A 15,380-nucleotide genomic window follows, 5' to 3' on the forward strand; every position below is an offset into this window, starting at 1 on the left:
CCGCCTTGTCTCTTGGGTCAGATGAGTTTGACTTGAGTGCCGACGGGCACCCGCTCGTAAAGCTCTTCAACCTGTTCGTTGAACAAACCGATGCAGCCATTTGATGACCGACGGCCGATTTTTCGCGTGTCCTGTGTTCCGTGGATACGGTAGTATTGCCAGGACAGATACAATGCGCGGGTACCCAGAGGGTTGGCAGGATCGCCTCCCTCGACACGTGCCGGCCATTCTGGATTGCGTTCCCGCATGGAGGGCGTCGGCGCCCAGCTGGGGTTTTTGCGCTTTTCCACGACTTCGGTATAACCGCGTTTTGTGAGTTCATCGGTCAGAGGAACGGATGTCGGATAGATCCGCATTGACCCATCTGCTGTCCAATGCTGCAGAGCCCGTGTTTCCGTGTCCGAGATAATGATACCCTTTCCAAGCGTATCGAAATGGTCTTGCCACTCGTGAACTCGGAAAGAAGAGATATTGCGGCGAATGACTTCGGCCCGAACCACGCTTGGGGCAGCCAAAGCAACCGCCGCCAAACCAAATAGGCGTCGTCGGTTAATCTTGTTATTCGGCAAAGACGTCATGACACACTCCCAGCCTCGGTTTTGTCACACGTCTTTTACGCGAGACCCGGCATCTGGCAACCTGACAAGGCCGCGAGAAGTGTATCCATTTGTATCCTTGACCTTACCCTGCTGGAGGGCCGCAAATGACGCGGGAAACGAGACAAAGAGGGTGTCATGGACCACCAGAACCACAGAAAAAAGCCGATCACGGACAGGCTCATGCATTACGGAATGATGGCGTGTTGCGCCGTCATGCTGCTGCCCGTTGCGGGATTTTTTCTTGCCGGCGGCACATTGGCGGGCATGTGGGGCAATGCAGCGGCTTTCGCCCCGCTCCTGCTGTGCGTGGGGGCGCATCTTGCGATGCACAAATTCATGGGGAAATCGTGCCATTCCGACAAGGCAAAGGATACTATCGAGGAAACGACCGAGCCCATGACCTCCGCGATTCCAGTCGTGGTCCGCGACAGGCCGTGATGTACGCGGGAAGGTACGCGTAGGCGCGTTGCTGTTGTCGGGTTTCTTGCTTGGGGGATGTGCAGGAAGTCTAGAAGACTGCCCGGATCGCGGCGCTATCGTGTCCACGAAGCAAGCGTCAGACCTTCTGCCGGATGGGTGTCGGTATCTTTCAACTTCTGCGACTGGCGTCGCGCGAGTTGACTGCGCGGATGGTCGTCAGGGTTTTGCCGTAGGTTTCCGTTGAGGCGACCTCCGCCGTCTTGGCGAAATCTGCGGTAAAAATAAGGGAAGGAAGCAGGTATCTTGATCGATTGCCTTTTGATCCTGCGACGGGTTTTGCTTATTCCCTTCGTGCTCCTGGCCCTTGTCTCTGGAAGTGTCGCGGCAGCAACCTCTGCTGAATACCAGAGCGCGCCACTCACCGCGCATCTCATTAGTGTACAGGACGGCGTTCCCGAGAACACACAGACTCTGTCAGCCGGGCTTCACCTTCAACTGAACGAAAACTGGAAGACCTATTGGCGGTCGGCGGGCGAGGTGGGAATACCGCCTTCGGTCGAATGGAGCGGTTCCGAAAACGTCGCAGATGTCGAATTCATGTGGCCCGCCCCGACGCGCTTCACCGCCTTCGGCATCGAAAATTTTGGTTATGCGGGTGAAGTCGTCTTTCCGCTGCGCATAACGCTCGAAGATCCCGGCGCACCTGTGACTCTTTCCGCGCAGGTCAAACTGCTGGTGTGCTCCAATGTCTGTGTCCCGGAAGAGTTTGACCTGTCACTTCGCCTCGGACGGGGCAACGTCATCGACAGCACTTCGGCTGGGCTGATCGGTACGTTTTCCGAGCGCGTCCCCGAAGGGGCCAAGACGAGCGGCGTCAGCGAGGCAAATGCCTTCATCGACGAAGACCTCACGGAGTTGATCGTCAGCCTTCGCGTCGATGAACCACTCCAGTCGCCGGATGTGTTTCCCGAACTGGGTATGGGTGTTGCGCTTGGCAAACCCGATATCCGTTTGGGAGAAGAGGATCGTTTGCTTTGGGCGCGCTTGCCGATCCTCTCGTCGAATACGGATGTGACAGTGGCTCCGTCGATTACCGTCACCGACGGCGAGAACCGGGCCTTCACGATCATCGCGGATCGCGTGGCGCAAGGAATAGCACCACCCTTTGAGCTGGCCGCCACGACACCGGACATGATGGAACTGATCTGGATTGCCGCGATCGCGCTGCTGGGCGGATTGATCCTGAATGTGATGCCCTGCGTGCTGCCGGTGCTGTCCATCAAGGTGTCGTCTGTGCTCAAACACACCGATCACGACACAACCCGTGTCCGGTTCGGTTTCGTCGCTGCCAGCGCCGGCATCATGACGTTCATGTGGGGTCTGGCGCTCGTCCTCTGGGCGCTCCAGACGGCAGGCCTCAGCGTCGGGTGGGGTCTGCAGTTTCAAAGCCCGCTGTTTCTTGCGGTGATGATCGCTGTCCTGCTCGTCTTTTCGGCAAATCTGTTCGGAGCGTTCGAGTTCGCCCTTCCACACGGCATTCAAACGCGGCTTGCAGGGGCCGGTGGACGCAACGGGTATTCCGCCGACTTTTTCACTGGCATGTTCGGTGCCGTCATGGCGACGCCTTGTTCGGCACCGTTCCTCGGCACCGCTGTGGCCTTTGCTTTGGCCGGGCGTGGCTTGGACATCCTCATAGTCTTTTCGAGCCTCGGGTTCGGCCTCGCCCTGCCCTATCTCGTCATCGCCGCGTTCCCGCGTCTGGTCGCATTCATGCCTAAGCCTGGTCGATGGATGCTGATCATCAAAAGCGTCATGGGGGTCTTGTTGCTTGCAACCGCCGTGTGGCTGTTCTGGGTGCTCGACGGTGTCGCCGGGCTTGTGTCTGTCATCGCGGTCGCGGCGTTGTCCGGTCTCGCCGTTCTGATACTATCTCTCCCGAATGTGCAGTCCCAGTTCAGGTGGTCTATTGCCATAGCCAGCCTTGTCCTGGCCATTGCCGCAGGTCCTCTCTTGCAGCAATCAGCACCTGCGCGTTCGACGCCGCAGTTGGCAATGGCTTGGATCGCATTTGATCGTTCGGACATAGCGAAACGCGTGTCCGCAGGAGAGGTCGTTTTTGTCGATGTGACCGCTGACTGGTGCCTGACTTGCAAAGCGAACAAGACACTTGTCATCGACCGGGAGCCAGTCCGGAGCGCGCTTGAAGCGCCTGGAGTCACGGCGATGCAGGCAGATTGGACACGCCCGGACACGCGCATTTCCCGCTACCTTGAGAGTTTCGGCAGATACGGCATCCCCTTCAATGCCGTCTACGGACCATCGGCACCGAACGGCATTGTGCTGTCCGAATTGCTAACAACCGAAGACGTGATGGACGCCTTGGCGCAAGCCAGCGGTCGGGATGTTTCCGCAAAGGTTGCCGGACAGGAGTGACCTGCCCGGGCGGGACACCGACCAGCAGTCAGCCGCCGAGCCGCTCAAGCGCGGCACGGACCGCCGCACGCCGAGGATCACTGGCGGGCTGCTGCTCCAACAGCGCTTCAGCCTTGCGGTAGGCCTCAACGGCGCGATCGGGCTCCTCAAGGACCGTATAGGCGTTTGCCAGCCGCATCCAACCATCCAGATCGTCCGGTTCATCCTCAAGACGCTCGGCCAGCCGCGAGACCATCGATCGGATGAACTCCGCGCGGTCCGCGTCATTCATCTCCGACGCCGCCGCGACATCTGCCGCACTCGGGCCGGGTGGGGATGTCGGCCCGCTGGGTAGATTGACGACCGGGAGGTCAGCTGCCGCTGCAATCCGGTTGATCTGCAAAACGTATGTTTCCATCCAGGGCACGAACGTCTTTTCCTGGTTCAGCCGGGAAACGAGCAGATCGTAGGCCTTACGCGTCTCTTCTTTTTGAAGATGGTAGAGAGACTCGAAATAGGTTGCCGCAGGATTGGATGGGTCAAGTTCCAAAGCGCGATCAATGGCCAATTTCGCCCGTGGAATAACAACGCCATCATTGGCAACCGCGACAGCCTCCGCCAGCATGGAGAATGTCGCGGAGGTGGCATCCTCCCGTTTGGCGACAACTTCGAATGCTTCGACAGCATCAACTGTTCTGCCCATGCGCTGATAGGTCTGGCCCAACAGCATCCACCCTTCGCTGGGGCCGCCGGTCGGATCGGATATAAGCCTTTCGCGAAGTTGTATTGCCAGCGCCGTCACTTCATCAGTCTGTGCGCGCTCCTCTGCACGGGCAGCGAAGGCCATTGAAGGCACCTCCGGCGATCCCATTGTCAGATAGTAGCCCGCGGCAATAACCGGCGCGAGGACCGCCGCGACAACAAGAGTGCCTCTGCCACCACTACGGGACGATCCGGCTTTTGCTTCCAAATTGCGGGTCGTCGCGAGGATCCGTTTCTTGATCTCGAGTCTGGCTGCTTGAGCTTCTTGTTCAGAAATCAAACCGCGGTCCATGTCTCGTTCGATTTCCTGCATCTGATCGGCGAGGATGGCCGGTACCGCATCTCCTCTGGTGAGAGTGTTCGATTTGGACAGCAGCAGCGGGTAGAGGACTATTCCGATCGCGACCAGCGTCAGAAGACCGAAAATACCCCAGATCATGACGCATCCCCCGCTTCGTTTTGTCTGAGAATCTCGGACACGGTGTTCTCATCCTCCGCGCCCAAATCTTCAAAAGCCTCTTGCTTTCGCCGACTCATCAGTACCCCGCCACCAACGAAAACCCCGATCAGAACGAAAGCGATCGGCGCAAACCAAAGCGCGTAGGTCGCAGGCTCCAGAGGCGGTTTGAGCAGCACGTAATCGCCGTACCGCGCCCGAATGTACTCGATCACCTGGGTGTCAGTGTCTCCTGCGACCAGTCGCTCGCGGACAAGAAGGCGCAGGTCCCGGGCCACACCCGCGTTGGAGCTGTCGATGTCCTGATTCTGACAGACGACGCATCGCAGATCCTTGGAGATCTCCCGTGCACGTTGTTCCAATAGCGGGTCAGTCAGCATTTCGTCCGGTTCGACGGCGTTGGCAGCAAAGGGAAGCGCCCCGATGCACAATGCGAAAATCAGCTGTCTCATGATCCTGCTCCGTTTGGCAGCGCGCCTGCTTGCGTCAGGGCTGTAGTGAAACGTTCAACAGCGTCCGGACCCACAACTGGCCCGACATAGCGAAACAAAACGGTGCCATCGCCATCGACGATGAAGGTCTCCGGCACGCCCGAGAGTCCCCATTCGATCCCGGTGCGGCCCGACAGGTCGGACCCGATCCGCTCGTAGGGATTGCCGAGGTCATTGAGCCACTTCACGGCATCCTCAGGTTTGTCTTTGTAGTTTATTCCGAACAACCGCATGCCGTCTCGTTCGACAAATCTTGTCAACACGGCATGTTCCGCGCGGCAGGGCACGCACCAGGACGCAAAGACATTGACCACGACCGGTCGTTCGTTGCCGACAAGATCGCTTCGGGCCAGGCCGGGTGTCTCCAACCCCGGCACGGGATCGAGGTCGAACGCCGGGGCCGGTTGCGAGATGAGGACGGAGGGGATTTCGTTCGGATCCCGGTCGGGATTGAGCCCCCAGAGGAAAAACCCCCCGAATATGACTGCTGCAATAAACGGCAGCCCGGCGATGAGACGTTTCATCTTCTCTCCTACTCGGCAGGAACAGCGTCGCTGGCAGGCTGTTTGGCGCGGCGCGGCGCCCCGACCCTCAAGCGGCGATCCGACAAGGAAAGACAGCCGCCGATCACCAGCAGGATCGAGCCAATCCAGATCAGGTTGACGAGCGGTTCATAGAGGATCCGCAGGGTCCATGCTCCGGCGTTGTTCACTTGATCCGAGGCTGGCGTTGCAATCGACGTGTAGAGATCGCCCGCAAGTGTGGACCGGATCGCCGATTCCGTCGTCTGGCTTTCCGCGACCGGGTAATATCGACGTTCCGGGAACAGTGTCGTGACCAATTCGTCATCCCTGCGGACCACAAGGGTGCCGCGATCCGCAATGTAGTTCGGCCCTTGAACCTGCGCGGCGCCTTCGAAGGTGATGTCGAACCCGGCGATCGCAACTTCGGTCCCTGGAGCAGCAAAGACGATCTCTTCACTCTTCCAAGCGCTGGAGCCGATCATCCCCATCATCAAAATGGCAACGCCGGCATGGGCAAGCGTCATGCCGTGAGACGCCCGTGGCAGGTTGCGCGCCCGTCTCGCGCTCTCAGCAAAGGAAACCTCGAACAGACGGATGCGTAGCGCCCATTCCCGTAAAGTCGCCAAAAGCAGCCACGCAGCGCCGAGGATGGCAAGATAGGCCATGATCGGCCCACCGTTCAGAAGATACCACGCGGCCAAAGTTGCGATGACAGCCAGCACGGCTACGAACCGAATGCGATCGAGCAACCCAGCGATATCGGCCCGTTTCCACGACAGGAATGGACCGAGACCCATGAACACCACCAAAGCCAGCATCATCGGGATAAATGCGGCATTGAAGAAAGGTGGACCCACCGAGATCTTGTCCCCGGTGACAGCCTCCAGGATTAGCGGATAAAGTGTTCCGAACAGGACTGTTCCGGTAGCGGCGGCAAGAATGAGGTTGTTCACCAGCAGCCCGGCTTCGCGGCTGATCGGGCGAAACAGACCGCCAGGCTCCATTTCGGGCGCCCGCCAGGCGTAGAGCGCCAGCGACCCACCGATGGACACGGCCAGCAGACCCAGAATGTAAAGCCCGCGCTCTGGATCGACGGCGAAGGCATGCACGGATGTAAGCAGGCCCGACCGGACGATGAACGTCCCGAGCAGCGAAAGCGAGAAAGTCAGGATGGCAAGTAGGATGGTCCAGCTTTTGAACGCGTCGCGCTTTTCGGTGACGATGGCGGAATGCAGCAGCGCCGTGCCCAGAAGCCAGGGCATGAAGCTCACGTTCTCGACCGGGTCCCAGAACCACCAGCCGCCCCAGCCCAGTTCATAATAGGCCCACCACGATCCAAGAGCGATACCTGCCGTAAGGCTGACCCACGCGGCCAATGTCCACGGGCGGACCCATCTGGCCCAGGCCGGATCGACGCGCCCTTCCAGAAGAGCCGCAACGGCAAAGGAAAACACGATGGAGAAGCCGACATACCCGAAATACAAGAGCGGCGGGTGCATGGCGAGACCCATGTCCTGAAGCAACGGGTTGAGGTCATTGCCGTCGAGCGGCGGCGGAAACACCCGCTCGAAGGGGTTCGACGTCAGCAGCAGGAAGGACAGGAAGCCGACGCTGATCCACGCCTGCACCGACAAGGTGCGCGCCTTGGTCTCGGCGGGGATGTTCGATCCGAACCAGGCGACGCCCGCGCCGAACACCGCGAGTATCAGGATCCAGAGCAGCAGCGAACCCTCATGGCTGCCCCAGGTCCCGGCCACCTTGTAGAGCATTGGCTTGAGCGAATGGGAGTTCTCGACGACGTTCCTGACGGTAAAATCGCTGACGATGAAAGCCTGCATCAGCGCTGCGAAGGCGATGGCCACAAACAGCACTTGTCCTATTGCCGTCGCCTGGGCGGATTTCATCCAGACGGCGTTTCCACGCGACGCACCTGCAATCGGCAGAACGCTTTGAACAAGCGCAAGCGCAAGCGCGAGGGCCAGTGCGAAGTGACCAATTTCCGGGACCATGGCGTTCTTTCCTATCCAGTGTCGGTGGGCGTCGCGTCGGACGGCTTTGGCGTCCGCGGCGGGGTCTATTCGTCGAGCGTTGCTTTGCGGCGACGGAACTCTTCTTCGTCGATTTCCCCATTCGCAAAGCGGCGCCGGAGCGCTTCCTGCGCGTCCGAGTCCGGGGGACGGGTGCCATTGTCCCGCAGCCTGAGCACCAGAAACACGATCAATGCTATCACGACGCTCCAGAAGGCGAGCATCATGAAGCCGCCCATAAAGCCATAGCCTCCGCCCCACATGTGACCTGTCCAGGAGTCGGGTCCATCAGCTCGCGCCATGCTGGCGGGCAAGCTGGACAGTAACATTGGAAAAAACGTCTTCGGTTTCATCTGTTTCTCCTTTCATTTCTTGGTTTTCATCCAACGGAATGGTCACGACTGCGCGCAAGCCGACACCGTGCCGGTTGACCAATCCAATATCCCCGCCATGGGATTGGATGATTGTCCGCGCGATGGAGAGCCCTAGTCCGTAGCCACCCGTTTCAAGCGACCTCGATTGCTCCAGCCGATAGAAGGGATCGAACACCTTTTGCAATTCATTGTCCGGAATGCCCGGGCCGGTGTCATCGATGTTGAGCACTAGGTTCGCGTCTCGGACCGGCCAGCTGATTTGGGCGCCGCCACCGTAGCGAACGGCATTTTCCAGCAGGTTCCGAAGCGCCCTGCGAAACGCGTTGGGTCGAAGCCGCACGGAAATATCGTCGCTCAGGCCAAACGAGCAGTGTGCCGACATATCGCTGCACAAGCTTTTCAGGAAGTCGCGTAGATCCACCACTTCGGACTCTTCGGATCCGGTCAGGCCTCTAGCAAAGGTGAGCGTCGCTTCGACCATGGTTTGCATCTCCTCAACCGATGCAATGAGGCTTTCGCGAGTCTCTGCATCGTCAACCAGTTCCGCGCGGACCCGAATGGCGGTGAGCGGCGAGCGCAAATCGTGCCCGAGGGCTGCGAGCATCCGTGTCCGATCACTGACAAACCGGGTCAGCCGGATTTGCATGCGATTGAAGGCGACAGTCAGGTCCCTGACTTCGGTCGGCCCTGCAATTGCCAGCTCCGGCACATCCTCGCCTCGGCCGAGATGGTCGGCGGCTTTGGACAAATTCCGAAGCGGACGCGTCAGGCGCGTCATGACAAACCAGATGATGGCCACCAGAAGCAGTCCAGCGGAGATCCCGAAGGTCAGCATCGAATAAAAAGGCCACTGGATTGGTGGCCGCTCGAACCGCGTTCCAATATTCAGCCAACGCGATCCCTCGATCGCGATCGACAAGTTCATTTCAACCGCTGTCAACTCCCCACGCATCATTGCGAGATGCATTTCTGTCATTTCATCAGAGAGATTGGGCAAGGGTCGCAACTCGCCCTCGACCTCATGCAACTCAACACGAATATCCCGGCTGTAGCTGTCATCCATCAGGGCGCGTATGCGTCCCTCTACGATGCCGCCGTCGGAATGGCCGGTGTGTTCGACACTCGGGGTACTCGATAGATCAAAACGGATAAGAGGTGAATTTGCCGCTCGAAGGATCGATTGATGCAAATCCCGCGGCGCCTCCTCGATCAGCCGTGCGACATTCGCCGCTCGACCGGCGGCTTCAAAACCCAAAGCCGCCCGGATAGCCAGGCTGCGCTCATCTGCGAAGAGGAAAAGGCTGATTGCCTGGGCCACGACAAGCGCGGCGACCACAAGCAGGATCAACTGTCCGCTCAGAGAGGCCAACGCACGGCGCATCATATCGCATCCTCGACATCGGCCGCCAGACAGTACCCACCATTTCGCACTGTCTTGATGACGCTTGGTCTTAACACATCCGGCTCGATCTTGCGGCGAAGACGGCTGATTTGATTGTCAATTGTGCGATCCATGGGACCGGCGCTCCGACCGGCGGTCAGGTCAAGCAACTGGTCACGACTGAGCACCATCCTCGCTCTCTCAAGCAGGACCGCCAGCAATTTGAACTCGGATGTCGTCAATGGCGTCTCGGTGGCGGAGCCGTCGATCAGGACCTGTCGGTCGGTATCCAGGATCCAATGCGCAAAACTGACTTTCCGTCCAGCCAGACTTCCGGCCAAGGGTTCATCGCGGTTGCTTCTTCTGAGAACCGATTTGATCCGGGCGAGCAGTTCTCGCGGATTGAAAGGCTTGGCCAGATAGTCATCAGCGCCGATTTCCAGACCCACAATACGATCTGTTTCCTCACCAAGCGCCGTAAGCATAATTATCGGAAGATCACCTTTGGGCGCAAGGCGTCGGCACACCGACAGGCCATCCTCTCCAGGCATCATGACATCGAGCACGAGCAGGTCGAAATGGCCGGTCACGAGTTTCGCATCCATTTCCACGGCGTCTTTGGCGACTGTGGTCCGCATCCCGTTCTTCTCCAGAAAGCGCGCGACGCTTTCGCGAATCTGAGCGTGATCATCCACGATAAGGATATGAGGTGGTGGTCCCATGGCGTCCTTCCTAAATCATAGTCGTTTCATGTTTCAGGGGCAGAATTGTAGCTGTTTGTATCAGGTCAGTCCCTTGCTACACATGGATACAAATCTAAACCTGCACCGCGCGGCACTCCCGGGTAGCGTCGTGCACGTGGCCCGTGACGCATAGAACCGCAACCGATCAAACGATGAGGTTTTCGAACAGGGAGTGGACAAAACATGGGGGTCATGCGGCGCGTTTTCTGTTTGCGACGGTCAGCCGACCATCGAGAACTGCGGCCCTTGTGACGGCTACTCGGTGAGCCCCTTTGGGCGACCACCGCATCCTTCTGCGCTTTCCCATGCGGGCATTGGCAATGTCATCGACTGATCCTTCGGCACGAGATGACGAGATGGGCAGCCCGTTACGGTACCGTCGGCCATAGTCGACAAGGGATTCCATGTTGTTCGCGAGATAGGTGTACAGTGTCCCGCATCGGGCCTGCACACGAGCGGCAGCGGTGCGGACAGCCAAAGGTTCTTCCGCAAGGCGGGTGCAATCGTGCATGAGCCCTTTCAGATAAGTTTCCGCGACCCGTGCTCTGCCATGCCACAGCCACCAGCGAAGGCTTTTCGCGGGGCGCTGGAACAGCACCGGAATTCCAGTGAATCCCGGTATCTGGACCAGACCCTGAACGGCGGCCTCGACATGTCGAATACGCATCGAGATGTGCCACCAGTCGAGGATATGCTTCACCTGGCCGTCGCCACCCATGGCATTCCGTATGAGGTTCGGGAGAGCAAGCTCGCCATCAGAGATTACCGTCAACAGACGGCCCGGCTTCCATCCAAAGTCTGACAGCTCTTCTCGCATCCGGCTGCCTGGCGATGCCGTCGCATTGGCGACCAAGCCAAATCGTCGGCACATATTGCGACTTTCAATCTTACCGACCACAAGATCCAGGTGTCGCTGCTGATACTCCGGTCGACAGCGGATATGCGCACCGTCCAGAAAAACCGTCAAACCCCCTTTGGGAAGTGCTTCAGCGGGATCGCCTGATGCCCTTCGACTTTTCTCGAGCCCCGCGGCTACTCTTCCCAACCGGTCACGCACCGTGGTGTGATGGGGCGGATGGCAGGGGAGGAAGCTTTTCATCAGCCGCGCGGCTTCGCGAAAGGAATGCCGGGACCCGAGTTCCGCATGGAGCCGCTGCAGCTCCGGGGTAGCCCGGTCAGGAAAGAAATAGGCCAGCGGAGAAATAGGTCCGCCTGGCATCGCCGCTGACCTGGCATCACACGAACAGCGGCGCAAGCGCGCGGCTTTGACCCGAACCCGCCCAAAGAGCGTGTCGAGATCGCGCGTGCGATAGTCATGAATGGCACGAACCGAGGCGCAATCCGGGCATACGCGGCTTTCTCGGATGATTTCCTCAACCTGATCGCAAAGAATTGCCCGCTGAATCTGTTCGACAACCCTCTTCCCATCCTCGAGGCGCAACCCGATCCCGTCTGGACAGGTCACCCGGTAGGGTCGTGAAATGCCGTCAAGCTGATGAGTGCGCTTCTCCCCGTTGTCGAAGGTAGTTTCGATTGAAATCCGTACGTCCATGGCAGCCCCACACGCAAAGAACTCACCTTAGCACGGGCCGCAACGACGAAGATGACCCCCATGTTTTGTCCACTCCCAACCTGTCCTTCAATCGCTTCATCAAGAAGCCGAGAAATGCTCCTCTGTTCGTTGACAGCATCGCCTCCGGACCAGTGCTTGGTGAACTGGTATTTAGGGGCGGCTGGTTGGTAGACCTATCCACAGTCTTGCTCCCTCTGTTTAAATCCGTCCAACGTCTCTTGCAGTGCTAACGTCAAAAATCGGCTTGATAAGTGTACACTAACGCAGAAACTAAGTTTTACTGGACCCATCAAATACCTCAGCTGTCTTCACTGTCTTGGTTGATCCATTAAGTACTCGGCCATGGCTGCAAGATCTGCGGCACTGAGAAACTGGGTTCCATGTAAAACGACTTCTCCCATGGCGTTGCCAAAGGCATCTCCGGATGGAGTCAGACCGGTCTTCAATGCATAAGCCAAATTGTCCGCATCCCATCCTTGTTCTTTAAGCGAAGATGTATCGATCGCAGGCGCTTTACCTCCACCTGGGATCAAGTCTGAACCCGCGAACTTCTCAGTTTCTTCTTTACGCCCTCCAGCCAAGTTGCGAGGTGTGTGGCAAGCACTGCAGTGAGTCGCTCCTTCGACCAACCATTTGCCACGATTCCAACTATCGCCTTTGCCCTCCACAGGTTCCGTATCGGGGTCGTGCATAAATGCTGCGCGCCACAACTTTAGACCAGCACGCTGATTGAACGGGAACATCATACTTGGCGCGACAGAAGGTTCCGCCACCGGTGGCACAGTTTGGAATGCCGCCCAGAGATCCGCGATGTCCTGATCTGAGAAGTCCGCATAGAACGGATAGGTGAAAGCGGGATAATAGGGCTCTCCCTCCGGGGATATACCCTGCCTTACCGCGACTGCGAACTGGTCGATTGTCCAATCCCCGATCCCGTGAACAGGATCTGTCGTTAGATTTGGCGAATACAATGTGCCAAATGGCGTCTCCAGAGCTATACCACCTGCCAGAGGAGCGCCGCCCTCTGGGTTGGTATGGCAAGCGATGCAGCCGGATGCTCTCGCAAGATAGGCTCCATTCTGAACATTGCCGTCCAGAGTCGCCAGTGAAGGCGACGGAGTTCGGGAAATCGGCCAAGCAGCGAGCCCAAGAAAGCCGATCACCGCAAGGGCGGCAAACAAGCCAAGGCCAATAGATAAGCGCTTCATGTTAGTTGGACTCGGCGCGGAATTTTGTATGACACGCCGAACATGCTTGGCCGACTTTTGCAAAGACCGCGTCGGCTGGCATCTGCGCAAGCATCTCGATGTCTATCATGCTGCCCGCGCCCATCATGCTGCCGGTGCCCATCATGCCGCCGGTCCCCATCATATTAGTGCTAGCTCCGTCCGCAGAACCTGATGCCGCCAGGCCATTTTCGGCAGCTTGGCCGAGACCTTTGCCAAGGCTCTCCAGTTGCATGGCAAGAACTTCAAACTGCTCCCAGTCGGTCCACACATCGTCTTTCGCCTCGGAGGGCATGCCACCGCTCCCTTCGGGAAAAAGCTTTGTCATTGCTTCTCCGGCATGTTCCTCGATCGTGCGTGCATATTCTCGGATAGCTTCGGCATTGTATTCGACGTTACCGCGCATCATGGGTGTAATCGCCTTTGTCGCCTTGCTCATAGCCACCATGCCGTCCATGCGTTCCTTTACGATCCCTGTGGCACCGCCATGCGCCCATACGAGACTTGCGGCGGAAATCGCGGCTAGTGAGAGTAAAAGGGTGGTCTTTTTCATTTGTATATCTCCATGGGGATTGTTTGATGAGGGTGAGATGCAGCAACTTCGCGATGACGGAATCAAATCGACGTTCCGTTTACGCCACTGAGAAGTTTTTGTGCCTCGGTCACGGTCAGCATTGACCTCGCGGTAATACATGTGCCGTGACCTCCAGCGTTCCGTGCCTGAAGTTCAAGAAAACAGTTGGATGGTCGCCTGGGCTGAGATCTTGTTTGAGATCAGTCAATCGCGCGCCGATGTGGGAACTCGAGACATCAAGTATTTCTCCTTCATCCACGCCAAATCCATTCTGCGTGATCGTCGAACCCACGAGATCTTTGAAGTATAACTCACCACCCAAAGACACATCGGATGCGACACCATCTAGGAACACCATCTCGGCGGAAATGTTCTCGAACACCATCTCAATCTCAGCGTCGCCATCTTGAAGACCGCTGGCAACGCACAGTTTGCTCACGTAGATGCCGTGAAGACCTTCCAAGGACTGTTCGACGCCATCCGCGTGTGCAGGCAGAACAGCCACCGTCGACCAAATTAGTCCCATCACCAAAGCTAGCCGAGCAAAGCGCATCATGAAGCTCCTTCGATTTCAGAGAATTGTGGACGATTACTCCACTGCTTCACGCTCGGCCCATGGGTTAGACTTCCACATTTCATCAAGAAATTTTCATACTCTCTTGATCGAAGTCTGACATCGGACGAATTCTGGTAGTAGAGAATGAGTTCCCGGAAAGGACTGGAAAAATCTTTGAAGGCTGCAATTATTGCCACCAAGGCCCCTAGTGATAATCGGCCTTCAATGACAAGCCAACCTCCAATTGAGTAGAGTAGAAAGGGCGTCAATGACATTAGAAAATTGCTGATTGCTTTCTGCAAATACTTTGCGCGCTGCAAGTCGAGTCTTGTGTTTCTTAGCCGGTGAGCTGCTGAAAGTGTTCTGCGAGTTATGTTTCGGCCGGACACATCGCCGGTTTGCTCACCAAGAATGTCTCCAAATGCGCGAACAGCACGAATCCGGAGTCTCATCCGTTTGTTTACCCACCTTTGCAAAATGGGTATGATGAACAGCTGAACAGGGACGAGTGCCATCGCCGCTGCACCCAATATCGGATCTTGAATGAACATAAACAACAAGACCGTGATCAATGTACCGCCTTGGAAAACAGGTGTTGCCAGAACCTCTCCCGCAAACCCTCCGATGGGCTCTATTTCGCTCGTCGATAGTGGGATGACTTCGGTTCTGCGCTGTCCTTCCGGTGCACGGCGCCATGCCCGGTAAAGCACCAGACGAAGCCTCAAAAGTGTTCGCTCTCCGATCTGCCCCTTTTTGACATTTATGCAATATTTAATTGCTCCACTCGCAATCAGTGTAATAAGATATAGGCCTGACAAGATCCCGAGGTACTCTAGTTGCGTATACTGACCGCTAAGAATCTCGATGGGAAAATGATTTGATTCGATAGCACCATTGACAATGCGTTTCGGCAATTCGAGGGTCGCATATAGAATTGGCTGTGCCAACACACCAAGGAAGATCACGGTAACCTGTTCGTGCCAGCGCAATCCTATCAAATTGCGAACAAGCACAAACTCAGCGCGATCTTCATCGGAAAACAGACTGTTCCGAGCCGCTTTTTTGATAATCTGAGCTAAAAATACCAGGAAACCAAATAGAGCAACCAGTGGAGCAACGACTAGAATAAAGTGCAGCGCCATATGTAGCCAGCGAGGCGGGTTTTCACTGATGTGAAATCCCAATGTGTCTGCAATATGATGCGTCCAGCCGGAAAGACCGGAAAGTGTAAACGCGTCGATTTCCAGGGGCGCACTCATTG

The 15,380-nt window shown here is 57.3% G+C and carries 15 protein-coding genes; 2 read left to right on the forward strand and 13 right to left on the reverse strand.

Annotated elements, in window-relative coordinates:
• Window positions 1-17 precede the first annotated feature (17 nt).
• A complete protein-coding gene (locus tag SHM7688_RS05715; protein ID WP_046212139.1) occupies window positions 18-578 on the reverse strand; it encodes a L,D-transpeptidase in 561 nt (186 codons plus the stop codon).
• 156 nt (window positions 579-734) lie between these two features.
• Here SHM7688_RS05715 and SHM7688_RS05720 point away from each other — a divergent pair, with 156 nt between their 5' ends.
• Window positions 735-1,037, forward strand: a complete 303-nt coding sequence (locus tag SHM7688_RS05720) for a DUF2933 domain-containing protein (RefSeq protein ID WP_046212140.1) — start codon at window positions 735-737, stop codon at window positions 1,035-1,037.
• A gap of 285 nt (window positions 1,038-1,322) precedes the next feature.
• Entirely contained in the window at window positions 1,323-3,452 is a 2,130-nt protein-coding gene (locus SHM7688_RS05725) for a protein-disulfide reductase DsbD family protein (RefSeq protein WP_046212141.1), read from the forward strand.
• Between the two features lie 28 nt (window positions 3,453-3,480).
• Here SHM7688_RS05725 and ccmI read toward each other — a convergent pair whose 3' ends face one another.
• The 12 genes from ccmI to SHM7688_RS05785 form a co-directional block, all read right to left on the reverse strand.
• Window positions 3,481-4,632: a c-type cytochrome biogenesis protein CcmI gene (gene ccmI, locus SHM7688_RS05730; protein ID WP_050686135.1), complete on the reverse strand. Its 1,152-nt coding sequence runs from the start codon at window positions 4,630-4,632 to the stop codon at window positions 3,481-3,483.
• A complete protein-coding gene (locus SHM7688_RS05735) occupies window positions 4,629-5,102 on the reverse strand; it encodes a cytochrome c-type biogenesis protein (protein ID WP_058239070.1) in 474 nt (157 codons plus the stop codon). Before SHM7688_RS05735 ends, ccmI begins: the two co-directional genes overlap by 4 nt.
• Complete coding sequence (locus SHM7688_RS05740) at window positions 5,099-5,665, reverse strand: DsbE family thiol:disulfide interchange protein (RefSeq protein ID WP_046212144.1); 567 nt, start codon at window positions 5,663-5,665, stop codon at window positions 5,099-5,101. Before SHM7688_RS05740 ends, SHM7688_RS05735 begins: the two co-directional genes overlap by 4 nt.
• Window positions 5,666-5,673: 8 nt before the next feature.
• Window positions 5,674-7,674, reverse strand: coding sequence for a heme lyase CcmF/NrfE family subunit (locus tag SHM7688_RS05745; RefSeq protein ID WP_046212145.1), 2,001 nt, complete (start codon window positions 7,672-7,674; stop codon window positions 5,674-5,676).
• 65 nt (window positions 7,675-7,739) lie between these two features.
• On the reverse strand, window positions 7,740-8,045 hold the full coding sequence (locus SHM7688_RS19975) for an SHOCT domain-containing protein (protein ID WP_223229242.1): 306 nt from the start codon (window positions 8,043-8,045) through the stop codon (window positions 7,740-7,742).
• The gene (locus tag SHM7688_RS05755; protein WP_058239125.1) at window positions 7,981-9,447 is read right to left on the reverse strand and encodes an ATP-binding protein; all 1,467 of its coding nucleotides are present in this window, start codon (window positions 9,445-9,447) and stop codon (window positions 7,981-7,983) included. The genes SHM7688_RS19975 and SHM7688_RS05755 overlap by 65 nt, the downstream gene beginning before the upstream one ends.
• Window positions 9,447-10,169 carry a response regulator gene (locus SHM7688_RS05760; protein ID WP_046212146.1) on the reverse strand — a complete coding sequence of 241 codons (723 nt, stop codon included), beginning with the start codon at window positions 10,167-10,169 and terminating at the stop codon, window positions 9,447-9,449. Before SHM7688_RS05760 ends, SHM7688_RS05755 begins: the two co-directional genes overlap by 1 nt.
• A 211-nt stretch (window positions 10,170-10,380) precedes the next feature.
• A complete protein-coding gene (locus tag SHM7688_RS05765; RefSeq protein ID WP_058239071.1) occupies window positions 10,381-11,742 on the reverse strand; it encodes an ISKra4 family transposase in 1,362 nt (453 codons plus the stop codon).
• A gap of 329 nt (window positions 11,743-12,071) precedes the next feature.
• Window positions 12,072-12,971, reverse strand: coding sequence for a c-type cytochrome (locus tag SHM7688_RS05770; protein WP_046212312.1), 900 nt, complete (start codon window positions 12,969-12,971; stop codon window positions 12,072-12,074).
• Between the two features lies 1 nt (window position 12,972).
• Entirely contained in the window at window positions 12,973-13,542 is a 570-nt protein-coding gene (locus SHM7688_RS05775; protein WP_046212313.1) for a c-type cytochrome, read from the reverse strand.
• 115 nt (window positions 13,543-13,657) lie between these two features.
• Entirely contained in the window at window positions 13,658-14,119 is a 462-nt protein-coding gene (locus SHM7688_RS05780) for a hypothetical protein (protein WP_046212314.1), read from the reverse strand.
• Entirely contained in the window at window positions 14,116-15,378 is a 1,263-nt protein-coding gene (locus SHM7688_RS05785; protein ID WP_058239072.1) for an ABC transporter ATP-binding protein, read from the reverse strand. The genes SHM7688_RS05780 and SHM7688_RS05785 overlap by 4 nt, the downstream gene beginning before the upstream one ends.
• Between the last annotated feature and the right edge of the window lie 2 nt (window positions 15,379-15,380).

This window comes from Shimia marina, from assembly GCF_001458175.1.
GTDB lineage: Bacteria > Pseudomonadota > Alphaproteobacteria > Rhodobacterales > Rhodobacteraceae > Shimia > Shimia marina.

Bases quoted from the DNA above. Each gene is read 5' to 3' on its own strand.
- SHM7688_RS19975 (WP_223229242.1), bottom strand. From the start codon at position 8,045: ATGAAACCGAAGACGTTTTTTCCAATGTTACTGTCCAGCTTGCCCGCC.
- SHM7688_RS05770 (WP_046212312.1), bottom strand. From the start codon at position 12,971: ATGAAGCGCTTATCTATTGGCCTTGGCTTGTTTGCCGCCCTTGCGGTG.
- SHM7688_RS05785 (WP_058239072.1), bottom strand. From the start codon at position 15,378: ATGAGTGCGCCCCTGGAAATCGACGCGTTTACACTTTCCGGTCTTTCC.
- SHM7688_RS05745 (WP_046212145.1), bottom strand. From the start codon at position 7,674: ATGGTCCCGGAAATTGGTCACTTCGCACTGGCCCTCGCGCTTGCGCTT.
- SHM7688_RS05740 (WP_046212144.1), bottom strand. From the start codon at position 5,665: ATGAAACGTCTCATCGCCGGGCTGCCGTTTATTGCAGCAGTCATATTC.
- SHM7688_RS05775 (WP_046212313.1), bottom strand. From the start codon at position 13,542: ATGAAAAAGACCACCCTTTTACTCTCACTAGCCGCGATTTCCGCCGCA.
- SHM7688_RS05735 (WP_058239070.1), bottom strand. From the start codon at position 5,102: ATGAGACAGCTGATTTTCGCATTGTGCATCGGGGCGCTTCCCTTTGCT.
- SHM7688_RS05715 (WP_046212139.1), bottom strand. From the start codon at position 578: ATGACGTCTTTGCCGAATAACAAGATTAACCGACGACGCCTATTTGGT.
- SHM7688_RS05765 (WP_058239071.1), bottom strand. From the start codon at position 11,742: ATGGACGTACGGATTTCAATCGAAACTACCTTCGACAACGGGGAGAAG.
- SHM7688_RS05760 (WP_046212146.1), bottom strand. From the start codon at position 10,169: ATGGGACCACCACCTCATATCCTTATCGTGGATGATCACGCTCAGATT.
- SHM7688_RS05720 (WP_046212140.1), top strand. From the start codon at position 735: ATGGACCACCAGAACCACAGAAAAAAGCCGATCACGGACAGGCTCATG.
- ccmI (WP_050686135.1), bottom strand. From the start codon at position 4,632: ATGATCTGGGGTATTTTCGGTCTTCTGACGCTGGTCGCGATCGGAATA.
- SHM7688_RS05780 (WP_046212314.1), bottom strand. From the start codon at position 14,119: ATGATGCGCTTTGCTCGGCTAGCTTTGGTGATGGGACTAATTTGGTCG.
- SHM7688_RS05755 (WP_058239125.1), bottom strand. From the start codon at position 9,447: ATGCGCCGTGCGTTGGCCTCTCTGAGCGGACAGTTGATCCTGCTTGTG.